At 40.3% G+C, this 24,479-nt stretch carries 22 protein-coding genes and 2 tRNA genes; 18 read left to right on the forward strand and 6 right to left on the reverse strand.

Going from position 1 to position 24,479, the window contains the following annotated elements; genetic code table 11:
- Positions 1-98: 98 nt before the first annotated feature.
- The 5 genes from HMPREF9188_RS03355 to HMPREF9188_RS03375 all read right to left on the reverse strand — a co-directional run bounded on the left by HMPREF9188_RS03355 (position 99) and on the right by HMPREF9188_RS03375 (position 6,204).
- Positions 99-1,181: a M24 family metallopeptidase gene (locus HMPREF9188_RS03355; RefSeq protein WP_009729908.1), complete on the reverse strand. Its 1,083-nt coding sequence runs from the start codon at positions 1,179-1,181 to the stop codon at positions 99-101.
- 127 nt (positions 1,182-1,308) lie between these two features.
- Entirely contained in the window at positions 1,309-2,091 is a 783-nt protein-coding gene (gene gatD / locus HMPREF9188_RS03360) for a lipid II isoglutaminyl synthase subunit GatD (RefSeq protein WP_009729909.1), read from the reverse strand.
- Positions 2,091-3,434: a lipid II isoglutaminyl synthase subunit MurT gene (murT, locus tag HMPREF9188_RS03365; protein WP_009729910.1), complete on the reverse strand. Its 1,344-nt coding sequence runs from the start codon at positions 3,432-3,434 to the stop codon at positions 2,091-2,093. Before murT ends, gatD begins: the two co-directional genes overlap by 1 nt.
- An 83-nt stretch (positions 3,435-3,517) precedes the next feature.
- Positions 3,518-4,723, reverse strand: coding sequence for a hypothetical protein (locus HMPREF9188_RS03370; RefSeq protein ID WP_009729911.1), 1,206 nt, complete (start codon positions 4,721-4,723; stop codon positions 3,518-3,520).
- A gap of 164 nt (positions 4,724-4,887) precedes the next feature.
- Positions 4,888-6,204: an FAD-containing oxidoreductase gene (locus HMPREF9188_RS03375; RefSeq protein ID WP_000958914.1), complete on the reverse strand. Its 1,317-nt coding sequence runs from the start codon at positions 6,202-6,204 to the stop codon at positions 4,888-4,890.
- A 349-nt stretch (positions 6,205-6,553) separates the two neighbouring features.
- Here HMPREF9188_RS03375 and HMPREF9188_RS03380 point away from each other — a divergent pair, with 349 nt between their 5' ends.
- The 18 genes from HMPREF9188_RS03380 to HMPREF9188_RS03470 all read left to right on the forward strand — a co-directional run bounded on the left by HMPREF9188_RS03380 (position 6,554) and on the right by HMPREF9188_RS03470 (position 22,626).
- Positions 6,554-8,131 (forward strand): DEAD/DEAH box helicase, encoded by a 1,578-nt coding sequence (locus tag HMPREF9188_RS03380; RefSeq protein WP_009729912.1) that lies wholly within the window; start codon positions 6,554-6,556, stop codon positions 8,129-8,131.
- Positions 8,132-8,411: 280 nt separating this feature from the next.
- Positions 8,412-9,200 (forward strand): GTP-sensing pleiotropic transcriptional regulator CodY, encoded by a 789-nt coding sequence (gene codY, locus HMPREF9188_RS03385; protein ID WP_000940727.1) that lies wholly within the window; start codon positions 8,412-8,414, stop codon positions 9,198-9,200.
- Complete coding sequence (locus HMPREF9188_RS03390) at positions 9,200-9,775, forward strand: cysteine hydrolase family protein (RefSeq protein ID WP_009729913.1); 576 nt, start codon at positions 9,200-9,202, stop codon at positions 9,773-9,775. Before codY ends, HMPREF9188_RS03390 begins: the two co-directional genes overlap by 1 nt.
- Before the next feature lie 80 nt (positions 9,776-9,855).
- Positions 9,856-9,941: transfer RNA gene (locus HMPREF9188_RS03395), tRNA-Leu, on the forward strand.
- 393 nt (positions 9,942-10,334) lie between these two features.
- A complete protein-coding gene (locus HMPREF9188_RS03400) occupies positions 10,335-11,612 on the forward strand; it encodes an ABC transporter permease (protein ID WP_009729914.1) in 1,278 nt (425 codons plus the stop codon).
- 12 nt (positions 11,613-11,624) lie between these two features.
- Positions 11,625-12,272, forward strand: a complete 648-nt coding sequence (vex2, locus tag HMPREF9188_RS03405; protein WP_000173736.1) for an ABC transporter ATP-binding subunit Vex2 — start codon at positions 11,625-11,627, stop codon at positions 12,270-12,272.
- Between the two features lie 50 nt (positions 12,273-12,322).
- Positions 12,323-13,702: an ABC transporter permease subunit Vex3 gene (gene vex3, locus HMPREF9188_RS03410; RefSeq protein ID WP_009729915.1), complete on the forward strand. Its 1,380-nt coding sequence runs from the start codon at positions 12,323-12,325 to the stop codon at positions 13,700-13,702.
- A gap of 142 nt (positions 13,703-13,844) precedes the next feature.
- The gene (gene vncR / locus HMPREF9188_RS03415; RefSeq protein WP_009729916.1) at positions 13,845-14,501 is read left to right on the forward strand and encodes a response regulator transcription factor VncR; all 657 of its coding nucleotides are present in this window, start codon (positions 13,845-13,847) and stop codon (positions 14,499-14,501) included.
- The gene (gene vncS / locus HMPREF9188_RS03420) at positions 14,498-15,826 is read left to right on the forward strand and encodes a sensor histidine kinase VncS (protein WP_009729917.1); all 1,329 of its coding nucleotides are present in this window, start codon (positions 14,498-14,500) and stop codon (positions 15,824-15,826) included. The genes vncR and vncS overlap by 4 nt, the downstream gene beginning before the upstream one ends.
- Before the next feature lie 138 nt (positions 15,827-15,964).
- Complete coding sequence (locus tag HMPREF9188_RS03425; RefSeq protein WP_001019007.1) at positions 15,965-16,846, forward strand: class II fructose-bisphosphate aldolase; 882 nt, start codon at positions 15,965-15,967, stop codon at positions 16,844-16,846.
- Between the two features lie 287 nt (positions 16,847-17,133).
- Positions 17,134-18,027, forward strand: a complete 894-nt coding sequence (locus HMPREF9188_RS09960) for a helix-turn-helix domain-containing protein (RefSeq protein WP_009729918.1) — start codon at positions 17,134-17,136, stop codon at positions 18,025-18,027.
- Between the two features lie 328 nt (positions 18,028-18,355).
- Positions 18,356-18,760, forward strand: coding sequence for a hypothetical protein (locus tag HMPREF9188_RS03440; protein ID WP_009729920.1), 405 nt, complete (start codon positions 18,356-18,358; stop codon positions 18,758-18,760).
- Between the two features lie 58 nt (positions 18,761-18,818).
- Positions 18,819-19,025 carry a hypothetical protein gene (locus HMPREF9188_RS03445; RefSeq protein ID WP_000041334.1) on the forward strand — a complete coding sequence of 69 codons (207 nt, stop codon included), beginning with the start codon at positions 18,819-18,821 and terminating at the stop codon, positions 19,023-19,025.
- Positions 19,026-19,344: 319 nt separating this feature from the next.
- Positions 19,345-20,337, forward strand: a complete 993-nt coding sequence (locus HMPREF9188_RS03450; RefSeq protein ID WP_009729921.1) for an ABC transporter ATP-binding protein — start codon at positions 19,345-19,347, stop codon at positions 20,335-20,337.
- A 1-nt stretch (position 20,338) separates the two neighbouring features.
- The gene (locus HMPREF9188_RS03455; protein ID WP_009729922.1) at positions 20,339-21,157 is read left to right on the forward strand and encodes an ABC transporter permease; all 819 of its coding nucleotides are present in this window, start codon (positions 20,339-20,341) and stop codon (positions 21,155-21,157) included.
- A gap of 1 nt (position 21,158) precedes the next feature.
- Positions 21,159-21,944, forward strand: coding sequence for an ABC transporter permease (locus tag HMPREF9188_RS03460; RefSeq protein ID WP_000760728.1), 786 nt, complete (start codon positions 21,159-21,161; stop codon positions 21,942-21,944).
- A 100-nt stretch (positions 21,945-22,044) separates the two neighbouring features.
- Positions 22,045-22,117: transfer RNA gene (locus HMPREF9188_RS03465), tRNA-Thr, on the forward strand.
- A gap of 191 nt (positions 22,118-22,308) precedes the next feature.
- Positions 22,309-22,626: a LiaF transmembrane domain-containing protein gene (locus HMPREF9188_RS03470; RefSeq protein ID WP_009729923.1), complete on the forward strand. Its 318-nt coding sequence runs from the start codon at positions 22,309-22,311 to the stop codon at positions 22,624-22,626.
- A 30-nt stretch (positions 22,627-22,656) separates the two neighbouring features.
- Here HMPREF9188_RS03470 and HMPREF9188_RS03475 read toward each other — a convergent pair whose 3' ends face one another.
- Positions 22,657-24,456, reverse strand: coding sequence for an N-acetylmuramoyl-L-alanine amidase (locus tag HMPREF9188_RS03475; RefSeq protein ID WP_009729924.1), 1,800 nt, complete (start codon positions 24,454-24,456; stop codon positions 22,657-22,659).
- Between the last annotated feature and the right edge of the window lie 23 nt (positions 24,457-24,479).

The following is a 24,479-nucleotide window of genomic DNA, read 5'->3' on the forward strand; positions in this document are numbered from 1 at the left end:
AATTCAAACCGCGTCAACGTCGCCTTGCCGTACTCAAGTACAGCCTGCGGCTAGTTTCCTAGTTTGTTCTTTGATTTTCATTGAGTATTAGATGAATATTAATCAAAATAAAGCAAGTCTTTGCTGGTGCTTGTAAAGAGGTCAAAGCCATCCTTGGTAACAACACCACAGTCTTCGATACGAACGCCGACTTTACCAGGGATATAGATACCTGGTTCAACAGAGAAGCACATGCCTTCTTCGATGACCATGTCATTTCCTTCCATGATAGATGGGAATTCGTGGACATCCATACCGATACCGTGACCGAGACGGTGGTTAAAGTACTCACCGTAACCAGCTTTTTCGATGACTTCACGGGCAGCGCGGTCTACTTCATGAGCAGTCACACCAGGTTTGATAAAGTCAAGAGCAGCTTGTTGGGCTTCAAGGGTCAAGTTGTAAATATCTTTCTTGAATTGGTCTGGTTTGCCGACAGCGACTGTACGAGTCATATCTGATGCGTAGCCATTGACCATAACACCCAGGTCAAAGAGGAGAAGGGCGTCTTTTTCAACCTTGTTTGCACCAGGAATTCCGTGTGGATTTGCAGCATTGTCACCAGTCAAGACCATGGTATCAAAACTCATTTCATAGCCTTCACGTTTTAAGGCAAAGTCGATTTGGGCGATGATATCTGTCTCTGTTTTATCAAGAGAGATATTGTCAAAACCAACTTTTACAGCTTTATCAGCATAGAGACCTGCAACCATCATTTTTTGCACTTCGTCAGCTGATTTGATGAGGCGCATGCGTTGGATGAGAGGAGTGAGATTTTCAAACTCAGCAGTTTCAAAAACTGTTTTCAAGCCATGGTATTTGGTTAAGATGAGATTGTCAAACTCAACAGCAACACGTTTGAAGTCGTGCTGAGGCAAAGCGTTTTTGATTTTTTGCCATGGATTTTCAGAATCCACATAGCCCACTACTGGGAAGGAAACAGTGCTGGTTGCACGCTCCACTTCAAGGGCTGGGACAAAGAGGAGGGGTTCTTGATCCGCTAGGACAAAGAGGAACATTTGGCGTTCATGGGGATCACTGTAAAAGCCAGTGAGGTAATTGATAGTGACGGGGTCAGATACGACAGCGACGTCTAGTTTTTCTGATTCAAGATATGTTACGATTTGTTGTAATTTAGACATATGCTACCTTCTTTCTACCCCTCTATTTTGGCAAAAAAAGAGAGAAAATGCAAGAGAGAAGGGTAAAAGAACAGGCAAAAAGAACTCCGACAAGATAGTGGAGTTCTTTTATCTAATTTTCCTTAGTTTAAGAAAAGTCAGCCTTGCTTTTGACGTCGCTGTATTCTTCAGCGATTTCTTGACTGAGGATGTCCTCATAGGCAGGGAGTTGGATATCCTGACCGTATTTCTTTTTGAGGGCAGTAGTAACCAGGCGATAAGCTAGATTGGCATTGCGAGAGAGGATAGGTCCGTGGAAGTAGGAACCAAAGACATTCTTATAATGAACCCCTTCGCCGACCTTTTCCTCGTTGTTTCCATTTCCATAGATAACCTGTCCCAGAGGTTTTTGGTCATCTGAGAGGAAGGTACGGCCTTGGTGATTTTCAAATCCATAGTAGGTTTCGTCGAAGTCTTCATTGTGAATCTTGATGTCACCGATAAAACGGTTATTGGTCTGGTTGAGGGTGTAGTGGCCCATGACCCCTAGCCCTTCGATACGTTTACCGGAAGCTTCAACATAATATTGGCCCAATAGTTGGAAACCACCGCAGATGGCTAGGACCACACCGTCGTTTTGGATGTAGTTGTCAATGCTCTCTTTTTTAGCAGGAAGGTCGCTAGCGATAATACTTTGTTCAAAGTCTTGACCGCCGCCGAAAAAGGCGATATCATAGTGGTTTTCATCAAAATCATCATGAAGAGAAACGATGTCAACTGTCACATGTGCCCCCAGTTTTTCAGCCACATACTTGAGCATGAGGATGTTTCCATTGTCCCCGTAGGTATTCATGAGGTTTCCATAGAGGTGGGCGATGTTGAGCTGATAAGGGTAGTTGCCAGCTTTTGAGGAAAGTGAAGTATAAACCATTAGTTCATCTCCTTTCTAACAATCTGACGACTAGCCAGCAGTTCGCGGAATTCCAGCATAGCAGTATAGGTAGCCAGGATATAGGCATGTTTGCAGTCTTGGTTCTCAATGGTCTTGATAACTTGCTCCAGATTGCTTGTTTCAGTGATTTTCTCAGCTGGATAGCCAGTCACCCGAAGGCGACGTGCGATTTCAGAATGACGAACACCGCCAGCGTTGATTTCAGGAATGTCCATGTCAGTGATTTGTTCAAAGTCAGCATCCCAGATCCAGCTAGTATCTATTCCGTCAGCATAGTTGGCATTGAGAAGGACAGATAGGCTAAATGGATAAGGCGCTAGTTTGATCATCTCGATAGCTTGAGTTGCACCGACTGGATTTTTAATCAAGACAAGGGTGCATTCCTTATCACCGATTTGGAAGGTTTCTTGGCGTCCAAAGACAGCGCGACTCTTGTCAAATCCTTGTTTGATCCGTTGTGAATCTGCACCGAGGAATCGAGCAATGGCAACCGCAGCTAGCGCATTGTAGATGTTGTAAAGTCCACCGATTTGAATACTGTATTCTTGGCCGTCGATGACAAAGCGAGAGCGATTGTTGGTCAACTCAACCAAGTCTGTCAGACGGTAGTCCAAGTCAGGACGTTTGCAACCACAATTTTCACAGATATAGGCCCCCAAGTTGGCATAGGTATTGTGTTCATATTTGAGGATGCCTTGACAGTCGGGGCAGAGAATACCTTCGGTATTGTAGTGAGCCAGTTGGGCTGGACCTTTTTCCAAGTCAAAACCAAAATACTGTACAGGATTTGGAATAGCTGGCTTGTAGAAAAGCGGACTATCACCATTGAGGAGAACAGTAGCTGTAGGCACCTTACGGATGGCATCCAAAATCATGTTATAAGTTGTGTAAATCTCACCGTAGCGATCCATCTGGTCACGGAAAATATTAGTGATGACAAAAAGGCTAGGATGGATGTAGTCACAGATACGAGAAAGACTGGCTTCGTCGATTTCGAGGACGGCAATGTTTTTTCCAGTTTTAGAAGATTTGGCGGTCAAGAAGGTTGTCGTAATCCCAGTAATCATGTTGGCACCACTAGGATTGGTCAGAACCTGACCAAAGACCTCTTTTAAAATGCCGACAGTGAGGGCAGTTGTCAGGGTTTTTCCGTTGGTTCCAGTGACTACGACAATCTCGTAGTTCTTAGCTAGATTTTGTAAAATATCTTTATCAAATTGAAGGGCAAGTTTTCCTGGGAGCGTACTTCCACGACCAAGACGGCTCAAGATGAAGTGAGATGAACGCCCAGCTAGGAGACCCAAAGTAGTTTTTAATTTCATGTTTCTATTATATCATAAAAGAGGGAAAAGACAGATTTGAGATTTCGCAGAAACAAAAACAGCCCGATGAGGGCTGTGAGTGATTAGTTCTGAAACCAAGTTGCGATTGGGAAGTCGTTTTGTTTCAGTTCCAGTTTTGTTTTGGTTAGAAGTTGGCCATTTTCTAAAGAATACAATAACAAATGTTGATTGGTTACGACCAATACCTTGTTTGTCAAACTTGTATTGATGTGTATTATCTCTTCTGTTGAGTCAGGTAAATCTTTTCTAACATTGATTAGATAGCTAGATTCATCAGAGAGATTGACAATAGATAAGGAACAGCGATCATTTCCATCCGCCTCATGTTTAACAATCAATCGATCCTCTTTTGGAGTTTTATAGAGAAGATTGGGATTGTCCTCTGGTAGCGTGATGAAGTGCTTTTCCTTACTAGACAAGTTCATGACAAGTATGCGATTGTCTGGATCCTTGGAGAAAGTTTCTGTATTTCGAGTATAGGCAACGCTACTGTAATAATTGTCACCGATTAATTCAGAAGAAGTCAGCATTTCAACAATCTTGCATTCGCTTGTCAGAGGCGTACGAGACAATTCTTTTAGTTGATCATTTTCGTCTAATTCTACTAAATATCCATCAAACACTAAAGCGGGTCGTTGACGGGACTCATCATGAAACCCCAGACCGAGGTAGAGGCGATTCCCTCTTCCATGAAACTGGATCGGAAAGGAAGTGGATTCGGAGAATGTTTTCTGAGTAATCAGCTTTCCTGAGATGTCAAACATACTGAGCACACCATCCTCAGTTGTAGTTTGTCCTGTGTAGAAGAATTTGTCTGATACTCCAGCTCCCGAATAAGCATAGAAGGGAGTTGAAGTTTTCCGGATGTCCCCTGTCTGAAAGTCAAGGGATACAATGTTTTGAGTGGATGCTTTCCCTCTGGTATTTCCAGATGAGAAGACGAGATAGCGATTGTCAAACCGTCCCTGAGGAAACCAGAAATTGACATCTTCTGCAATGGAGACGTCCTCAGTCTTCGTGAGCTGAAACTGATCGTTTTGCAACTGATAACTTTGGATTGATTTCGAATTAACAAGGTAAAAATCAACAGTCTGATTGACTTTGAATTGCTGTTTTTGAGGTGAAATCAAGCGAAAAAGCATCCAACAAAGTAGGAGAAAAATGAAGACTGTACTAACACAGAAAACCAGTGTTTTCACAGCCGTACTTTTTTCTTTGGATAGGAAGGAAAAAGGAGTGTGTTTTTGTGATTTAACTTGCTTTCCCATTTGATTAGCCTCCTCTTTGAACAGAAAATGAAGACAACATCTTACACCTATATTATAAGCTTTTACAGCTAAAAGCACAAATAATCTTGTAAGGAAACTATGGACTGGATAGAAAAAGACAAGCACCAAAATGGATACTTGTCTTGTGTAGAATATTTGAAATCTTAAATCGCAAACAAGTCATTCAAGTTCTCAGCCAAGGTTGGGTGAGTGAAGATTTGTTTTGTGAAGTAAGTGTAAGGGATCTTGTTGTCCATCGCAACAGTGATGATGTTGATGATTTCTTGAGAACCTTCCGAGAAGATGCTTGCTCCAAGAATTTCTTTTGTTTCAGTATTGACAACAGCTTTGAAGGCTCCACGAAGGTCTCCATTTACGTGACCACGAGGCATGGCAGCAACAGGGATTTCTTTCACGGCGTATGGAAGTTTTAATTCAGCAGCTTGGCTTTCCGTCAAGCCAACTTGAGAAAGAGCTGGTGTGATGAACATGGTGTTTGGTACATTGAGACGGTCTTCGAGTGTGTAGCTGCCATCTCCAGCAAGGTAACTATAGACAACACGGAAGTCATCAAGTGAAATGTAGGTAAATTGAAGTCCACCGTTGACGTCCCCAACTGCAAAGACACCAGGAACGTTTGTTTGACAATGTTTGTCGACCTTGATAGCACCACGCTCTGTTAGTTCAATATCAGTATTCTCAAGTTGAAGTGGTTCTACGTTTGGCTTACGTCCAGTCGCGTAGAGAAGGGCATCGAAACGGTACGTTTCGTTTTCAGTTACAACAAGCACTTGGTCACCGTCGTTTTTGATTTCAGTAGTACGGATGTTTTGAAGCAATTCAATGCCGTCTTCTTCCATGTATTGTTTAGCAAGAGCTGCGATGGAAGGTTCTGCTCGAGGTAGGAAAGTATCCAAGGCATCTAGGACTGTGACTTTGCTTCCAAGTTTGTTGTAAAGGCCAGCAAATTCAAGACCGATATTTCCACCACCAAGGACACCAAGTTTTTCAGGCAATTTGTCCAAGTTTTGAATACCAGTCGAGTCAAAGACATTCTTACTTGTAGCAAGTCCAGGGATTGGCAAGACGTTTGAAACAGCACCAGTGTTGATAACGATAGTTTCAGCAGTCAGTTCTTGTTTTTCATCACCAGCTTGGATTTCGATGACTTTGTTTGAAAGGAAGTGAGCTTCCGCATCAAAGATATCCACACCTGTACCAGCAACAGTAGCATAGTTTTTACCGTTGAGGCGACTAGTGATAGTATTTTTGGTAGCAATGACTTCTTCAAAAGACAAGTCTTTCTCAGCAGCAACTAACAAGGTCTTAGTTGGGATACATCCGATGTTGATACAAGTGCCACCATACATAGCTTTACTACGTTCAATAAGAGCCACTTTCTTTCCAGCTGACGCTAATTTACCAGCTAGTGTTTTCCCAGCTTTACCAAATCCAATAACGATTAAATCATATGTTAACATTTATAGTCCTCCTATTCGATTTTCATTCTAGCACAAGAAAACACTTTTTGCACAAATCTGCTACGGGAAATGAAGTACGTTTGAAATGGTCCCTTCAAATCCTTTGATAAACAAGTTTCAGGCTACTTTACAGCTAGAAAATCGTTTACATAGTTTTCCTAAAGGATTCTACTATCTTTTGCTTTGGTCTTGTGTTATACTAGATAGGTTGCAAAGAAACCAGTACATTTCTTTCGTGGAAAAGAAGCAACACGGTATCTCGTTTTTGTAGAAGATACGTCATGAAAAGAAAAGTATGAACTAAAGCCCTATAGGATGGCTTCGCACCATCTTTAGAAAGAAGAAAAACGTGAAATTTAATGAATTTAACTTGTCTGCTGATTTGCTAGCAGAGATTGAAAAAGCTGGATTTGTAGAAGCAAGTCCTATTCAAGAACAGACCATTCCCTTGGCTCTTGAGGGGAAAGACGTTATCGGTCAAGCCCAGACTGGTACAGGGAAAACTGCAGCCTTTGGCTTGCCAACCCTTGAAAAAATCCGTATAGAAGAAGCGACCATCCAAGCCTTGGTCATCGCTCCAACTCGTGAACTCGCTGTTCAAAGCCAAGAAGAACTCTTCCGCTTTGGCCGTAGCAAGGGAGTGAAAGTTCGCTCAGTTTACGGTGGTTCAAGCATTGAAAAACAAATCAAAGCCCTTAAATCGGGTGCCCATATCGTTGTAGGAACACCAGGCCGTCTCTTGGACTTGATCAAACGTAAAGCCTTGAAATTGCACGATATTGAAACCCTCATCCTTGATGAAGCGGACGAAATGCTCAACATGGGCTTTCTTGAAGATATCGAAGCTATTATCTCTCGTGTTCCTGAAAGTCGTCAAACCTTACTCTTTTCAGCAACCATGCCAGATGCTATCAAACGTATCGGTGTTCAGTTTATGAAAGAACCTGAGCATGTGAAGATTGCTGCTAAGGAATTGACAACAGAACTGGTGGACCAATACTATATCCGTGTCAAAGAACAAGAAAAATTCGACACCATGACCCGTCTCATGGATGTGGAACAACCAGAACTCGCTATCGTGTTTGGTCGCACCAAACGCCGTGTGGATGAATTGACTCGTGGACTTAAAATCCGTGGCTTCCGTGCAGAAGGTATTCATGGTGATTTGGACCAAAACAAGCGTCTTCGTGTCCTACGTGATTTTAAAAATGGGAATCTCGATGTTTTGGTTGCGACAGACGTAGCAGCGCGTGGCTTGGATATTTCAGGTGTGACTCATGTCTATAACTACGATATTCCACAAGATCCTGAAAGCTATGTTCACCGTATCGGTCGTACAGGTCGTGCTGGTAAGTCAGGTCAGTCCATTACCTTTGTTTCTCCAAATGAAATGGGTTATCTCCAAATCATCGAAAACTTGACCAAGAAACGTATGAAAGGCTTGAAACCAGCGACAGCAGAAGAAGCCTTCCAAGCAAAAAAACACGTAGCTCTCAAGAAAATCGAACGTGATTTTGCGGATGAAACTATTCGTGAGAACTTTGAGAAATTTACTAAAGATGCTCGTAAGTTAGCTGCAGAATTTAGTCCAGAAGAATTGGCTATGTATATCTTGAGTCTGACAGTCCAAGATCCAGACAGCCTTCCTGAAGTGGAGATTGCGCGTGAAAAACCACTGCCATTTAAACCATCAGGTAATGGCTTTGGTGGCAAAGGTAAGGGAGGTCGAGGAGGTCGTCGTGGAGACGACCGTCGAGATCGTGATCGCCGTGGCAATGGTCGCCGTGATGACTTCAAGAAAGGCAACCGTGGAAACGATCGTTTTGATAAAGACAGACGTTACCGTAATAAAGACAATAAAAAACCTCGCAACACTTCAAGCGAAAAGAAAACCGGCTTTGTTATTCGTAACAAAGGAGACAAATAGAAAAAAGCGATTCACACTGTGAATCGCTTTTATATATAAGGAGACCGATAGTAAAAGAAGATGGTGATAGTAAAGGATAGGTGAAACGGAAAGGGATTTATCATGTCATCTTCTTATAATATTATAATATCAAAAATAAAATAGGATGTCAATAAAAAATCGCTTTTTTCTAAAATATTTTTGCTGTTCAAAATTGCAATTAAATAAGCAATTTTCAGATAATAATTGAAAATTCACGCTCTTTATGTTATAATGGTAGCGATTAAATGCGAGGTAAAAAATGGCACACTTATTAGAAAAAACAAGAAAAATTACTTCTATTTTGAAACGCTCAGAGGAGCAACTTCAAGATGAACTTCCTTACAATGCGATTACACGCCAGTTGGCAGATATTATTGATTGTAACGCTTGTATTGTGAATAGCAAGGGACGCCTTTTAGGCTACTTCATGCGTTATAAAACGAATACAGATCGTGTAGAGCAGTTTTTTCAAACTAAGATTTTTCCAGATGATTATATTCAAGGTGCAAACATGATCTATGATACGGAAGCCAACCTTCCTGTTGAACATGATTTGACCATTTTCCCTGTAGAGAGCCGTGCGGATTTTCCAGATGGTTTGACGACCATTGCTCCGATTCATGTGTCAGGGATTCGCCTAGGTTCGTTGATCATTTGGCGCAATGATAAGAAATTTGAAGATGAGGATTTGATTCTTGTTGAGATTGCGAGCACAGTGGTAGGGATTCAACTCTTGAACTTCCAACGTGAAGAAGATGAGAAAAATATCCGCCGCCGTACTGCTGTTACTATGGCGGTCAATACCCTTTCTTACTCAGAACTTCGTGCTGTTTCAGCTATTTTAGCTGAATTGGATGGAAATGAAGGACAGTTGACTGCATCTGTTATTGCAGACCGTATTGGAATCACGCGTTCTGTAATTGTCAATGCGCTTCGTAAACTGGAGTCAGCAGGAATTATTGAGAGCCGTTCACTCGGAATGAAGGGGACTTATCTCAAAGTTCTAATTGGTGATATTTTTGAGGAAGTGAAAAAGAGGGACTACTAATGACAAAGGCTTTAATCTCAATTGACTATACAGAGGATTTTGTAGCAGATCAGGGGAAATTGACAGCAGGTGCTCCTGCTCAAGCTATTTCTGAGGCGATTGCTCAGGTGACTAGACTGGCTTTTGAGCGTGGAGACTATATTTTCTTCACCATTGATGCTCATGAAGAGAAGGATACATTCCACCCAGAAAGCAAGCTCTTTCCACCGCACAACATCATCGGGACTAGTGGCCGTAACCTCTATGGTCCCCTAGCTGACTTTTATGCTGAACATGAGGGGGATAGCCGTGTCTTTTGGATGGACAAGCGTCACTATTCAGCATTTTCAGGAACGGACCTAGATATCCGTTTGCGGGAACGTCGTGTAGATACAGTCATCCTAACTGGAGTCCTGACTGATATTTGTGTTCTTCATACGGCTATTGATGCCTATAATTTAGGTTATCAAATCGAGATTGTCAAGCCTGCGGTTGCCTCTATTTGGTCAGAAAATCATCAGTTTGCTCTTGGTCATTTTAAGAACACTTTGGGAGCCAAGTTGCTGGATGAAAATCTGGCTGAAATCCAAGAATAATTCCCTTGGAAAAATGAAAAAAATCTGAAAAAAGTGTTGACAAAGATTTTGAAAGTTGATATACTAGTAAAGTAATCGACGCGGGGATGGCGGAATTGGCAGACGCGCAGGACTAAGGATCCTGTGACCGCTTTAGGTCGTGAGGGTTCAAGTCCCTCTCTCCGCATAGGGTAAGAGTTAGCTTTGGCTAGCTCTTTTTGTTATTCCAAAGAAGATTAGGGGCTGATTTTGAATGTCGAAAGATCGGTATCAAAAGCTGTTATTTTATCAGAATAGTTGAATCGAGTTTCTCCATTTTCCTTATCAAGAATTTCCTCAAACACAAGTCAGGAAATTAAAAGTCGAAGAAATTAAGCAATACTTAGCTGAAAGATGATACCCATCATTTATAGAATGGTGTGGATTTTAGATTAGTAAATTGTTTGTTTATATAGGAAGAAAAGTTAGCGTTTGCTAGCTTTTTGTTTTTTAAAAAAAAGATAAATCAAAAATTTTTTTCGATTTCATAAACATTTCATATTTGGATTTTATAATAGTCTTACAAATATGGAGGTGACAAATGAATCCAATCCAAAGAGCTTGGGCTTATGTCAGCAGAAAACGACTGAGAAGTTTTATTTTATTTCTGATTTTATTTATTCTTTTAGCAGGAATTTCAGCCTGTTTGACGCTGATGAAGTCCAACAAAACAGTAGAAACAAATCTTTACAAATCACTCAATACCTCTTTTTCTATTAAGAAGATAGAAAATGGACAGACCTTCAAGTTATCAGACCTAGCATCCGTGAGCAAGATTAAGGGGCTGGAAAATGTCTCTCCTGAACTCGAGACGGTCGCAAAACTAAAAGACAAGGAAGCGGTCAGTGGTGAGCAGAGCGTCGAACGTGATGATGTGTCAGCTGCGGACAAGAATTTAGTTAGCTTAACGGCTCTTGAGGATTCATCCAAGGATGTTACCTTTACTAGTTCGGCTTTCAACCTAAAAGAAGGCCGACACCTTCAAAAAGGGGATTCCAAGAAAATCCTGATCCACGAAGAGTTGGCTAAGAAGAACGGTCTTTCGCTTCATGACAAGATTCGCTTGGATGCTGGACAGTCAGAATCTGGAAAAGGACAAACAGTTGAGTTTGAGATTGTCGGAATCTTTTCTGGTAAAAAACAAGAAAAATTCACAGGCTTGTCTTCTGACTTCAGTGAAAACCAAGTCTTTACAGACTATGAAAGTAGCCAAAGCCTTCTGGGAAATAGTGAACCTCAAGTCAGTGCAGCGCGCTTCTATGTGGAAAATCCTAAGGAAATGGATGGACTCATGAAGCAGGTCGAAAACTTGGCTTTAGAAAGTCAAGGCTACCAAGTCGAGAAGGAAAACAAGGCCTTTGAACAAATCAAAGACTCAGTTGCAACCTTCCAAACCTTCCTCACCATCTTCCTTTATGGGATGTTGATAGCAGGAGCAGGAGCATTAATCTTGGTCTTGTCTCTCTGGTTGAGAGAAAGGGTCTACGAAGTGGGAATTCTTTTGGCACTTGGAAAAAGCAAGATTTCGATCTTCCTACAATTCTGTTTAGAGGTAGTGTTGGTATCTCTTGGAGCTTTGCTTCCATCCTTTATCGCTGGAAAGGCTATTACATCCTATCTGCTACAAACTGTTCTAGCAAGTGGAGATCAGGCAACCTTACAGGACACGCTGGCCAAAGCAAGTGGTCTATCAACCAGTCTCCTATCCTTTGCAGAATCCTATGTCTTTCTGCTCCTGATTGGTTGCTTAGCAGTAGCCCTTTGTTTCGTATTTCTATTTAGAAAATCGCCGAAAGAAATTTTATCATCTATTAGTTAAGAAGGAGAAATCATGACTTTATTACAATTGCAAGATGTTACCTACCGTTATAAGAACACTGCTGAGGCAGTTTTATATCAGATCAAGTATAATTTTGAACCCGGAAAATTTTATAGTATCATTGGTGAGTCAGGAGCAGGGAAATCCACTCTCTTGTCCCTACTGGCTGGTCTAGATAGCCCTGTTGAAGGTTCTATCCTTTTCCAAGGAGAGGACATTCGGAACAAGGGATACTCTTACCATCGTATGCACCATATTTCCCTGGTCTTTCAAAATTATAACTTGATAGATTATCTTTCTCCGCTGGAAAATATCCGCTTGGTCAACAAAAAGGCAAGCAAGGATACGCTTCTTGAGCTTGGTTTGGATGAAAGTCAGATCAAGCGGAATGTTCTCCAGTTATCAGGTGGTCAACAACAACGTGTGGCTATCGCTCGTAGTCTGGTATCAGAAGCTCCAGTTATTCTAGCTGATGAGCCAACAGGAAATCTGGACCCTAAAACTGCTGGAGATATTATCGAACTGCTCAAATCACTTGCCGAGAAAACAGGTAAATGTGTGATCGTCGTTACCCACAGTAAAGAAGTGGCGCAAGCGTCCGATATTACACTTGAGTTGAAGAACAAGAAACTGACTGAAACTCGCAATACTACTAAATAATATGAGCTTGTTTTGATAGAATTATAAAATCAAATCTAGAAAGGGAACCTATGTTACACAACGCATTTGCCTATGTTACAAGGAAGTTTTTCAAATCGATTGTTATCTTCCTGATCATTCTCCTCATGGCGAGCTTGAGTTTGGTCGGCTTGTCGATCAAGGGAGCTACTGCCAAGGCTTCTCAGGAGACCTTTAAAAATATCACCAATAGCTTCTCCATGCAAATCAATCGTCGCGTCAATCAAGGAACGCCACGTGGTGCTGGGAATATCAAGGGTGAGGATATCAAAAAAATCACCGAAAACAAGGCCATCGAGTCTTATGTTAAACGTATCAACGCTATCGGAGATTTAACTGGATATGACCTGATTGAAACGCCAGAAACCAAGAAAAATCTCACTGCAGATCGTGCCAAACGGTTTGGAAGCAGCTTGATGATTACAGGTGTCAATGACTCCTCTAAAGAAGATAAGTTTGTCTCTGGCTCATATAAGCTGGTTGAAGGTGAGCACCTAACCAACGACGACAAAGACAAGATCCTCATGCACAAGGACTTGGCAGCTAAACACGGCTGGAAAGTAGGTGATAAGGTCAAATTGGACTCCAATATCTACGATGCAGACAATGAAAAAGGTGCCAAGGAAACAGTCGAAGTGACAATCAAGGGACTCTTTGATGGTCACAATAAGTCGGCAGTAACCTACTCACAAGAGCTCTACGAAAACACAGCTATCACAGACATTCACACTGCTGCAAAACTTTATGGATACACAGAAGACACAGCTATTTATGGGGACGCAACCTTCTTTGTAACAGCAGACAAGAACTTGGATGACGTCATGAAAGAGTTGAATGGTATAAGTGGTATCAACTGGAAGAGCTACACACTTGTGAAGAGCTCCTCTAACTACCCAGCTCTAGAGCAATCCATCTCTGGTATGTACAAGATGGCCAATCTCCTCTTCTGGGGTAGCTTGAGCTTCTCAGTCCTTCTCCTTGCACTCTTGCTTAGTCTTTGGATCAACGCCCGTCGCAAGGAAGTGGGAATTCTCCTCTCTATCGGTCTCAAGCAGGCAAGTATCTTGGGACAATTCATCACCGAATCTATCCTGATTGCCATCCCTGCTCTTGTTTCTGCTTACTTCCTAGCCAACTATACAGCCCGTGCAATCGGAAATACTGTTCTTGCCAATGTCACTTCAGGTGTTGCCAAGCAAGCCAGCAAGGCTGCTCAAGCCTCTAATCTTGGTGGTGGTGCAGAAGTAGATGGCTTTAGCAAGACCTTGTCGAATCTAGACATTTCCATTCAGACATCAGACTTTATCATCGTCTTTGTCCTTGCCTTGGTTCTAGTCGTTCTTGTTATGGCGCTTGCTTCAAGCAATCTCCTTAGAAAACAACCAAAAGAGCTCTTGCTCGATAGTGAATAAAAAACTTGCTACCTATTCTCCCCTAAATGGGGTATAATATAGGTAGCATTTTTATCTATTTTGCCTTGATAGGAAGAGGTCTTATCAAGGCAAAATAGAAAGATTAACAAGAAATTTAAAGGAATGTGAAACGTTTTTTTCTATGAAAATTTTAATTGTAGAAGATGAGGAGATGATCCGTGAGGGGATCAGTGACTATTTGACGGATTGTGGTTATGAAACCATTGAAGCAGCAGATGGTCAGGAAGCTCTGGAAAAATTTTCCAGCTATGAGGTTGCTCTAGTACTGCTGGATATCCAGATGCCCAAGCTCAATGGCCTCGAAGTCCTAGCTGAGATTCGTAAAACCAGTCAGGTCCCTGTCCTGATGTTGACCGCCTTTCAGGATGAAGAATACAAGATGAGTGCTTTTGCTTCGCTAGCAGACGGCTATCTGGAAAAACCCTTCTCCCTCTCCCTTTTAAAAGTGAGAGTAGATGCGATTTTCAAGCGCTACTACGATACGGGACGAATCTTCTCCTATAAGGATACCAAGGTGGATTTTGAGAGCTACAGTGCAAGCCTAGCAGGTCAAGAAGTAGCCATTAATGCCAAGGAGTTGGAAATTCTGGACTATCTGGTAAAAAATGAAGGCCGGGCCTTGACTCGTTCTCAGATAATTGATGCCGTCTGGAAGGTGACAGATGAGGTTCCCTTTGACCGTGTCATTGATGTCTATATCAAGGAATTACGGAAAAAGCTAGACTTGGATTGTATCCTCACTGTGCGCAATGTTGGTTATAAATTGGAGCGAAAATGAAACGAACAGGTCTATTTACTAAAATATTTATCTATACCTTCTCGATTTTTAGTGTTCTGGTTATTTGTCTTCATTTAGCCATTTATTTTCTCTTTCCATCAACTTATCTAAGTCATCGTCAGGAAACCATTGGCCAGAAAGCGACATACATTGCCCAGTCCCTTGACGGAAAGGATAGGCAGAGTATCGAGCAAGTGTTAGACTTGTATTCCCAGACCAGTGATATCAAAGGGTCCGTTAAGGGTGAGATGACTGAGGATAAGTTAGAGGTTAAGGATAATTTTCCACTAGATACAGCTCGCCAGACAACTTCCCTCTTTATTGAAGAACGCGAGGTAAAAACGCAGGATGGTGGAACTATGACTCTTCAGTTTCTAGCTTCTATGGATTTGCAAAAAGAAGCAGAGCAGATTAGTCTTCAGTTTCTCCCCTATACCTTGTTGGCATCCTTTCTGATTTCCCTCTTGGTAGCCTATATCTATGCTAGGACCATTGTTGCCCCGATTTTGGAAATCAAGCGGGTGACCCGTCGGATGATGGATCTGGATGATCAAGTACGTTTGCGCGTGGATTCTAAGGATGAGATAGGTGATCTCAAGGAACAAATCAATAGCCTTTACCAGCATCTTTTGACTGTTATTGCGGACTTGCATGAGAAAAATGAAGCTATTCTCCAGCTGGAGAAGATGAAGGTCGAATTTCTACGAGGGGCTTCTCATGAATTGAAAACACCTCTGGCTAGTCTCAAAATCCTAATCGAAAATATGAAAGAAAATATCGGTCGTTATAAGGATAGAGACCACTATCTTGGAGTTGCCTTGGGGATTGTGGATGACCTCAGTCACCACGTTCTCCAGATATTGTCTCTTTCTTCTGTGCAGGAATTGCGAGACGAGAAAGAAGAGGTTGAGCTCCTTCAGATGACGCAAAGTCTGGTCACAGATTATGCTTTGCTCGCCAAGGAGAGAGAACTTCATGTAGACATTAGCCTAACTCATCAGCAGGCTTATATAAACCCATCTGTCATGAAATTAATCCTATCGAATCTCATCAGCAATGCTATCAAGCACTCTACTCCAGGTGGCCTGGTTCGTATCGGCGAGAGAGAAGGGGAACTCTTTATCGAGAATAGCTGTAGTCCTGAAGAACAAGAAAAACTGGCCCAGTCTTTTTCTGGCAATGCTAGTCGCAAGGCCAAGGGTTCAGGAATGGGACTCTTTGTGGTCAAAAGTTTATTAGAACACGAGAAATTATCTTATCATTTTGAGATGCAAGATGATCGTTTGACCTTCTTCATGTCTTATCCTAAAATAGCCCAAGATTAAGAGAAGAAAGGGTTTGCATATATTGAGCTATAAGAAATTCAATCTAAAGTATGGGAAAAACTAGCTTTTTTTGTCAAAAAGTGATAAAATGAACAATGTAAATGGGATGTCCCAAAAAATATATAGGAGGCCTGACAAATGGCAATCGTTTCAGCAGAAAAATTTGTCCAAGCAGCTCGTGACAACGGTTATGCAGTTGGTGGATTTAACACAAACAACCTTGAGTGGACTCAAGCTATCTTGCGTGCAGCAGAAGCTAAAAAAGCTCCAGTTTTGATCCAAACTTCTATGGGTGCTGCGAAATACATGGGCGGTTACAAAGTATGTAAACTTCTCATCGAAAACCTTGTAGAATCAATGGGAATTACTGTACCAGTTGCTATTCACCTTGACCATGGTCATTATGAAGATGCACTTGAATGTATTCGAGTTGGTTATACTTCAGTTATGTTTGACGGTTCACACCTTCCAGTTGAAGAAAACCTTGAAAAAGCTCGTAAAGTTGTAGAATTTGCTCATGCAAACGGCGTATCAGTAGAAGCTGAAGTTGGTACTATCGGTGGTGAAGAAGACGGAATCATTGGTGATGGCGAATTGGCTCCAATTGAAGATGCGAAAGCAATGGTTGCAACTGGTATTGACTTCTTGGCAGCTGGTATCGGTAATATCCACGGTCCTTACCCAGCAAACTGGAAAGGTCTTCACCTTGATCACTTGCAAAAATTGACAGAAGCAGTTCCAGGCTTCCCAATTGTATTGCATGGTGGTTCAGGTATTCCTGATGACCAAATCCAAGCAGCTATCAAACTTGGTGTTGCGAAAGTTAACGTTAATACTGAATGCCAAATCGCATTTGCTAACGCAACTCGTAAATTTGTTGCTGAATACGAAGCAAACGAAGCAGAATACGATAAGAAGAAACTCTTTGACCCACGTAAATTCTTGAAACCAGGTTTCGAAGCAATTACAGAAGCTGTTGAAGAACGTATCGACGTATTTGGTTCAGAAGGTAAAGCATAATCTAGCTGAACAATACAGAAAGAACCTGCCCATTAGGGTGGGTTTTTTTATGGTGGAAATAAATAATTTTTTACTTTAAGTGGTGGAATTTAATTTGATTCTAAGAAATTGTTTAATCTATGATAAAATAATAGTATGAGTATTATTAATTGAATTCAAGTTTTTATTTAGTTAGAATATAAAAATATTCTGGTATCATTGATTTTAATTACATAGTATAGAATATTCTATAATTCATTATTTTGAAAACTTTGTTTTATTCCAGTATAGTATGTAGGTGATATAAAATGAATAAATTGGCAAATAATATTAAAAGTTTAAGATTAAGCATGGGTGAAACACAAGAAAATTTAGCTTATGCACTAGATTTAAATAGTAAGAGTGCTGTTGCAAATTGGGAAAATGGTGATAATGTCCCTTCATCAGAAAATTTACATAGAATTTCGAATAGATATGGAGTTACAATTGATCAATTAATGAATGATGATTTAACCTCCGAGTTTTCTTTTATAAAATATTTTTGTAATGATGATAGTGACGATGAATTAACAAAATTATTTATGAATTTATTTCCTGTTATACTTTTAGAGTCTGAGAAATCAAATTTAAAGTTAGTTGAGGCAATTGAGTGTCAAAAAAATTTAAAAATCTGTATGATTAGAGGAGATAATCAAGAGGAACTTGATTTCTATTATGATAAAGCAAGTTATACTTATATGGAACTAATTGACAAGGAGGAATGGGTTTCAGCTAAAGCTAACCTTGTGAGTATGTTTCTTTTAAGTGCTTCTTACAATAGAATTGGAAAGGAATGGGATGGTATTCAAGATTGTTTTGAATTTACTAATAAAAGTTTAAGAAAAAAAGAATTAAAACGTTTTATTTCGGAAATATATTTAAGTAGAAATTTAAATAAACTCGATAATGATCAGTCAGAGTATCATCTTTTAAATGAAACTATTTTGGAATTAATAAAGGAACTAAAGTATCAAAAAGAATTAATTCAATTAAGTGATTATTTTATGTGTTTACGTTACTTTTTAGGTGTAGTCGATAATAATCTTAATAATGCTATTAATCAACAAATAGGGTTTGCTATCTTAAGTGATTTATCTTTAATGAAAAATAAATATGTGGGGCGTATATATAATTATTTAAATAAACTGAAGAAAGTTCAGTAAAAGTGAACGACAAATTTTGTTTGATACGATATAATTAAAAAATAAGAATTAAGGAGCTCAATAATGAATTTTATAATTATTTGTAATATGATATTGGTTTGTTTATTGTTAGTATCGATTCTAAAACTAGAATATCTTAAAAGACAGTTAGCTAGATATATTGTAGATAATAGAAGTAGTGAATTATCCTTTATAGCATCTGGTGACTTAAGTGTTTTAGAATGTGCAAAAATATTGAATAAAAAATATAAAATTGGATTAATTAATTCATATATTGTGGTTAATTCAATAAAAGTCAGATAAAATTAAAATAAAAAAGGGGAAAGGAATGAAAATTAATATGCAAAGAATCAAAGATCAAGCAAATAGTGCATTAAACATTACCATGAAAATATCAAAATCTGTTGGCAAAAGTATGTCAAAAGGTGGGAGTCAGTGTCTAAATTTTGTTGTAAACAATCCTGAATTTATATTAATTATTTTAAGTTTGATAACTAATAAGAATAGCCTTAATCAAAGACGGACTAATGAATTGGAAGATACAGAGCAAGACAGATTACTAGATGATTCAACCTTTTCTGAACTGCTACAAGAAGAACAAGCTATTAATCATATTTATCCTGATGAAAGAAAATCTCCTTGTGTACATTTATATCATTTAGGCGAAAATACTTTTGTAAGAGGAGGAACAGAACTAGAAAAAGAGGAATTCCGTAAAGAGAATAACTTGTAGTTTTACACTCTATATTTGATTGAAACATAATTTAAAAAGGACAAAGAGAGGTAATTATATGTCAAAATTATATACATGTGAAGAATGTGGTGGAGAGTTCACTAAGAGAGAGCTTAATTGGGATGGTAGCGATCATATTGATGGAGTTTACTATTGCAAAGACTGCTTTCGTTTTTTAGAACAATGTGGAATTGATGCGATGGATCCTGATGGATTTGGATATGATGAGTATGGCAATTGGGATCAAGAACGTTTAGGTTTTTAGATTTTTGTGAGTTTTACTTTACTGTATTAGATATATTTTTAATTAATTTAATCAACCAACCTGCCCCTAAGGGCAGGTTTTATGGTGTTTTAAGGAAACTACTAAACCAGAATCTTTGATTAAAAATATCATCTTAAGAGAGAAATCTCTAATTTCATAATCCATAGGCAAACGCTTGCATTCTATTTTTTATTGGACTATAATAGGTTGGTATAAAGCCTTCTGTAATAATAAAATGTAGAGGGTTTAGAAAGTAAGGATTTAGAATATTTGTAGTTAAAAATACAATGTTGCTATTCCTTGCGACAGGGAGATAGATATGGCAATGATAGAAGTGGAACATCTTCAGAAAAATTTTGTGAAGACTGTTAAGGAGCCAGGATTGAAGGGGGCTTTGCGCTCCTTTATTCATCCTGAAAAGCAGACCTTTGAAGCGGTCAAGGATTTGACCTTTGAGGTTCCCAAGGGGCAGATTCTAGGCTTTATCGGGGCCAATGGAGCTGGGAAGTCGACAACCATCAAAATGCTGACAGGGATTTTGAAACCGACATCTGGTTTTTGTCGGATTAACGGCAAGATTCCGCAAGATAATCGTCAAGATTATGTCAAGGATATTGGGGTTGTTTTTGGACAACGTACTCAGCTATGGTGGGACTTGGCTCTGCAAGAGACCTACACGGTCTTGAAGGAGATTTACGATGTGCCAGACTCGCTCTTCCATAAGCGCATGGACTTTTTGAATGAAGTCTTGGATTTGAAGGACTTTATCAAGGACCCCGTGCGGACTCTTTCACTGGGTCAACGGATGCGTGCGGATATTGCAGCTTCCTTGCTCCACAATCCCAAGGTTCTCTTTTTAGATGAGCCGACCATTGGTCTGGATGTTTCGGTTAAGGATAACATTCGTCGGGCCATCACCCAGATCAATCAAGAGGAAGAAACAACCATTCTCTTGACGACTCACGACCTTAGTGATATTGAGCAACTCTGTGATCGGATTTTTATGATTGACAAGGGGCAGGAGATTTTTGATGGAACGGTTAGCCAGCTCAAGGAAACCTTTGGTAAGATGAAGACACTCTCCTTTGAACTGGTGCCAGGTCAAAGTCATCTCCTTTCTCACCATGAAGGCCTGCCTGATATGACCATTGATAGACAAGGAAATAGCCTTAATATTGAATTCGATAGTTCCCGCTACCAGTCAGCTGATATTATCAAGCAAACCTTGTCTGATTTTGAGATCCGCGATTTGAAGATGGTGGATACGGATATTGAGGATATTATCCGTCGCTTCTACCGAAAGGAGCTCTAAGATGGTCAAATTGTGGAGACGTTATAAACCCTTTATCAATGCAGGGATTCAGGAGTTGATTACCTATCGAGTCAACTTTATTCTCTATCGGATTGGTGATGTCATGGGGGCTTTTGTGGCCTTTTATCTCTGGAAGGCTGTCTTTGATTCCTCGCAGGAGTCCTTGATTCAGGGCTTCAGTATGGCGGATATTACCCTCTACATCATCATGAGTTTTGTGACCAATCTCTTGACTAGGTCGGATAGCTCCTTTATGATTGGGGAGGAGGTCAAGGATGGTTCCATTATCATGCGCTTGCTGCGACCAGTGCATTTTGCGGCCTCTTACCTCTTCACCGAGCTTGGCTCCAAGTGGTTGATTTTTATCTCTGTTGGACTGCCATTTTTAAGTGTCATTGTCTTGATGAAAGTCTTATCGGGGCAAGGGATTGTAGAAGTGCTGGGCCTAACTGTCCTTTATCTTTTTAGCTTGACGCTGGCCTATCTGATTAACTTTTTCTTTAATATCTGCTTTGGATTTTCAGCCTTTGTGTTTAAAAATCTATGGGGGTCCAATCTACTTAAGACTTCCATAGTGGCCTTTATGTCTGGAAGTCTGATTCCCTTAGCTTTCTTTCCAAAGCTTGTTTCAGATATTCTCTCCTTCTTGCCTTTCTCATCCTTGATCTATACTCCGGTCATGATTATCGTTGGGAAATACGATGTTAGTCAGATTCTTCAGGCCATCTTGCTACAGTTTTTCTGGCTCTTAGTGATGGTGGGCTTGTCTCAGTTGATTTGGAAACGAGTCCAGTCCTTTATCACTATTCAGGGAGGTTAGTATGAAAAAATATCAACGTATGCATCTGATTTTTATCAGACAATACATCAAACAAATCATGGAATACAAGGTGGATTTTGTGGTTGGTGTGCTAGGAGTTTTTCTGACCCAAGGCTTGAATCTCTTGTTTCTCAATGTCATCTTTCAACACATTCCCTCGCTAGAAGGCTGGACTTTTCAAGAAATTGCCTTTATCTATGGTTTTTCTTTGATTCCAAAAGGACTGGACCATCTCTTTTTTGATAATCTTTGGGCACTGGGGCAGCGCTTGGTGCGAAAGGGAGAGTTTGACAAGTATCTGACTCGTCCTATCAATCCTCTCTTTCACATCCTCGTCGAGACCTTTCAGATTGATGCCTTGGGCGAACTATTGGTCGGTGGAATTTTACTAGCGACAACAGTATCAAGCATTGCTTGGACTCTTCCTAAATTCCTGCTTTTCCTAGTCTGTATTCCTTTTGCAACCTTGATTTATACCTCCTTGAAAATCGCGACAGCCAGTATCGCTTTTTGGACCAAGCAGTCAGGTGCTATGATTTACATTTTTTATATGTTTAATGACTTTGCTAAGTATCCGATTTCTATTTACAATTCGCTTCTTCGTTGGCTGATTAGCTTTATCATCCCTTTCGCCTTTACAGCCTACTATCCTGCCAGCTATTTCTTGCAGGACAAGGATGTCTTCTTTAATATCGGTGGTTTGATTCTGATTTCCCTTGTCTTCTTTATCATTTCTTTGAAACTGTGGGACAGGGGTTTGGACGCCTATGAAAGTGCGGGTTCGTAAAAGGAAGAATCTCAAAGCCTTGTCTCAGGACAGGCTTTTTCTAATGAAGATGAAAATTTCTTGACATCTATTCTCAGAGTGCTATACTAAAAGGGTAATCGCCGATTTAGCTCAGTTGGTAGAGCAACGCACTCGTAACGCGTAGGTCACAGGTTCAAGCCCTGCAATCGGCAAAATCAAGAAGTCCATTAGGGCTTCTTTTTCTTTTATTACGAATTTTCAACCACTTAGACCGAGATACAGACCAGATAGGCAAAGGGACTTGTTCTTGAAAAATTCCCCTGCTATAATGGTTCATGTAAGGGGCGTGAGGGGTCAGTATCAGACAACTCAAGAACCAAAAAAAGAAAATGGAGATAAAAAAATGAAAAAATTATTGGGACTTGTATTTTTAGTAGCAGCAGCGGTAGTATTGTATTTCGGTTCTGTTGGTTGGCCAAGTTTGGATGTCAACCTCTGGTCACTCATTCCAGTGGGATTGTTCCTCTATTTCACTCTAGAAAATCTTTTGAAAAAAGACTATAAGGCTAGTCTGATGTGCTTGATCATTGCCTTTATCATTGCAAATGCTATTTTGGACCTTTTGCCAATTTCGAGTGGTTTGGTGATTGGAGCCGGTGTGCTAGCTTGTGTAGGACTTGGCTACCTCTTTCCTGATAAAGATAAAAAAGAAGGCAAATAAAAAGTCTCGAGATTTCTCGAGACTTTGTTTTTATTTACCAGCGTAATATTTTTGGATGCCTTTCACAATGCCTGCGACTAGTCTATCTTGGTATCGATCATCACGAATCCGTTGATTCTCAGTGAAATTATCCATATAACCGAGTTCAAGGAGGACGGCTGGTTTGGCAGTTTCGCGTAGTACGGCAAAGCTACTTTCCAATAAGCCAGCATCCTTGGCTCCTGTTTCTGCTAGGAGAGAGGAGTGGATAGCAGCAGCGAGGCGTTTGCTTTCACTCATACGATCAGGGTGGTTGTGCCAGTATTGATTAATCTTACTTGGATAATCAGGTTCATCGCTATAGGAGTAGGTTTGAATACCGCTTGCTTTTGAGTGAATGTTTCCAGTAGCATTGAAATGGATACTGATAAAGATATCAGAGTTGGTTTTATTTACCATTCTTGAACGCTCAGTCTTAAAATCAACATCAATATCACTGTCACGTGATGTGAGGACAGTATAACCTAATTCTTCCAATTTCTTACGCAGTTTGCGATAGATTTGCATGTTGAGATCTTTTTCAGCTACATTGTAGTAAGAGGCACCTGAATCTCGACCACCATGCCCAGGATCTAGGAAAATGGTATTGCTGTATTGACCTTTTGTAAATCCACCTTCAGTTGAAACTTCAGAAATCCATTGGCCGTATTTTTGGAACAAGTGTTCCTTGCCGTCTATCTTGTAAGTTCCTGAAACATAATGTCCACTATCGTCCAGATAGTAACGAGCCTTGTAATAGTTGTCGTAAATCCACTCATTCTTGGCCATATAGCCACCAGACTTGAGATAGTAGGCTCCAATCCATTCACGAGCCGCATAGGTTCCATTCGCTTTTAGATAGAACCAACTGTTGTAGGCCTTGTCAAAGATCCACTCTTTTTCAGCCATGGCTCCACTAGATTTGAGGTAGTAGCTTCCTTTCCATTTATTGGAAAGCATAACTCCATTTTGTTCAAAGGCGTACCAAGTTCCTTTTATTTTCTCCCATTTATCTTGGCTGTATTTCCCATATTCATTAGCGTAATACCAATTTTGATCAATCTTCACCCAGGAGTTTTCCGCCATAGCCCCGCTACTGCCGAGCAGGTAAGCACCAACGGTCGTTTTGCTGAGCATCACGCCGCTTTTGTCAAAATAATACCAAGAACCGTTGATTTTCTCCCATTTGTCTTGCGAGATTCTGCCAGATGGTGTGACATAATACCAATTTTGGTCAAACTTCACCCAGCCATTCTCAGCCATGGCCCCGCTTTTGGTAAGGAGATAACCATCAACGATTGTCTGACTGAGCATGACACCATCTTTGTCAAAGTAGTACCAAATTCCTCCGATTTTTTTCCATGTTTGTTGGATGATTTTTCCAGATTCACTGGCGTAGTACCATTTACCCTCAAGAGCTACCCAGCCATTTTCTACCATGACCCCGTCTTTATTGAGAACATAGCCATCAAAGATGGTATCACTGAGTCGGTTTCCATCGTTGTCAAAATAGTACCACTTATCTTGAATTTTTTTCCATTTGAGGACAGGTTGATTGTTTTCATAGAAACGCCAGTGTTTGTTTTCCTCCTGCCATCCTTCTTTTTTAGGTGCTCCTTCTTTTGCCTTTTCTTTTGGAAGTGTTGCAACCTCCTCTTCAGTTTTAGTTGAAAGATCTTTCTTATCTTCCTTAGAGTTGCTTTGTTCGGTGGTAGCAGGAGGATTGGCATTACTTTCCTCTGCGTAGATAGGTGCTTGGGCAAATCCTGCGATTGAAAGGATTAAAGCACTAGTCAGTAGTATCTTTTTCACTTTCTATTTCCTAACTTTTTCTT

It is taken from the genome of Streptococcus sp. F0441 (assembly GCF_000314775.2).
GTDB lineage: Bacteria > Bacillota > Bacilli > Lactobacillales > Streptococcaceae > Streptococcus.

What these genes read in the sequence shown, in the direction of transcription:
- HMPREF9188_RS03425 (WP_001019007.1), top strand. Translation starts at nt 15,965, where the DNA reads ATGGCAATCGTTTCAGCAGAAAAATTTGTCCAAGCAGCTCGTGACAAC.
- murT (WP_009729910.1), bottom strand. Translation starts at nt 3,434, where the DNA reads ATGAAATTAAAAACTACTTTGGGTCTCCTAGCTGGGCGTTCATCTCAC.
- vncS (WP_009729917.1), top strand. Translation starts at nt 14,498, where the DNA reads ATGAAACGAACAGGTCTATTTACTAAAATATTTATCTATACCTTCTCG.
- HMPREF9188_RS03445 (WP_000041334.1), top strand. Translation starts at nt 18,819, where the DNA reads ATGTCAAAATTATATACATGTGAAGAATGTGGTGGAGAGTTCACTAAG.
- vex2 (WP_000173736.1), top strand. Translation starts at nt 11,625, where the DNA reads ATGACTTTATTACAATTGCAAGATGTTACCTACCGTTATAAGAACACT.
- HMPREF9188_RS03390 (WP_009729913.1), top strand. Translation starts at nt 9,200, where the DNA reads ATGACAAAGGCTTTAATCTCAATTGACTATACAGAGGATTTTGTAGCA.
- HMPREF9188_RS03400 (WP_009729914.1), top strand. Translation starts at nt 10,335, where the DNA reads ATGAATCCAATCCAAAGAGCTTGGGCTTATGTCAGCAGAAAACGACTG.
- HMPREF9188_RS03460 (WP_000760728.1), top strand. Translation starts at nt 21,159, where the DNA reads ATGAAAAAATATCAACGTATGCATCTGATTTTTATCAGACAATACATC.
- HMPREF9188_RS03470 (WP_009729923.1), top strand. Translation starts at nt 22,309, where the DNA reads ATGAAAAAATTATTGGGACTTGTATTTTTAGTAGCAGCAGCGGTAGTA.
- HMPREF9188_RS03455 (WP_009729922.1), top strand. Translation starts at nt 20,339, where the DNA reads ATGGTCAAATTGTGGAGACGTTATAAACCCTTTATCAATGCAGGGATT.
- vex3 (WP_009729915.1), top strand. Translation starts at nt 12,323, where the DNA reads ATGTTACACAACGCATTTGCCTATGTTACAAGGAAGTTTTTCAAATCG.
- gatD (WP_009729909.1), bottom strand. Translation starts at nt 2,091, where the DNA reads ATGGTTTATACTTCACTTTCCTCAAAAGCTGGCAACTACCCTTATCAG.
- codY (WP_000940727.1), top strand. Translation starts at nt 8,412, where the DNA reads ATGGCACACTTATTAGAAAAAACAAGAAAAATTACTTCTATTTTGAAA.
- HMPREF9188_RS03450 (WP_009729921.1), top strand. Translation starts at nt 19,345, where the DNA reads ATGGCAATGATAGAAGTGGAACATCTTCAGAAAAATTTTGTGAAGACT.
- HMPREF9188_RS03375 (WP_000958914.1), bottom strand. Translation starts at nt 6,204, where the DNA reads ATGTTAACATATGATTTAATCGTTATTGGATTTGGTAAAGCTGGGAAA.
- vncR (WP_009729916.1), top strand. Translation starts at nt 13,845, where the DNA reads ATGAAAATTTTAATTGTAGAAGATGAGGAGATGATCCGTGAGGGGATC.
- HMPREF9188_RS09960 (WP_009729918.1), top strand. Translation starts at nt 17,134, where the DNA reads ATGAATAAATTGGCAAATAATATTAAAAGTTTAAGATTAAGCATGGGT.
- HMPREF9188_RS03370 (WP_009729911.1), bottom strand. Translation starts at nt 4,723, where the DNA reads ATGGGAAAGCAAGTTAAATCACAAAAACACACTCCTTTTTCCTTCCTA.
- HMPREF9188_RS03355 (WP_009729908.1), bottom strand. Translation starts at nt 1,181, where the DNA reads ATGTCTAAATTACAACAAATCGTAACATATCTTGAATCAGAAAAACTA.
- HMPREF9188_RS03440 (WP_009729920.1), top strand. Translation starts at nt 18,356, where the DNA reads ATGAAAATTAATATGCAAAGAATCAAAGATCAAGCAAATAGTGCATTA.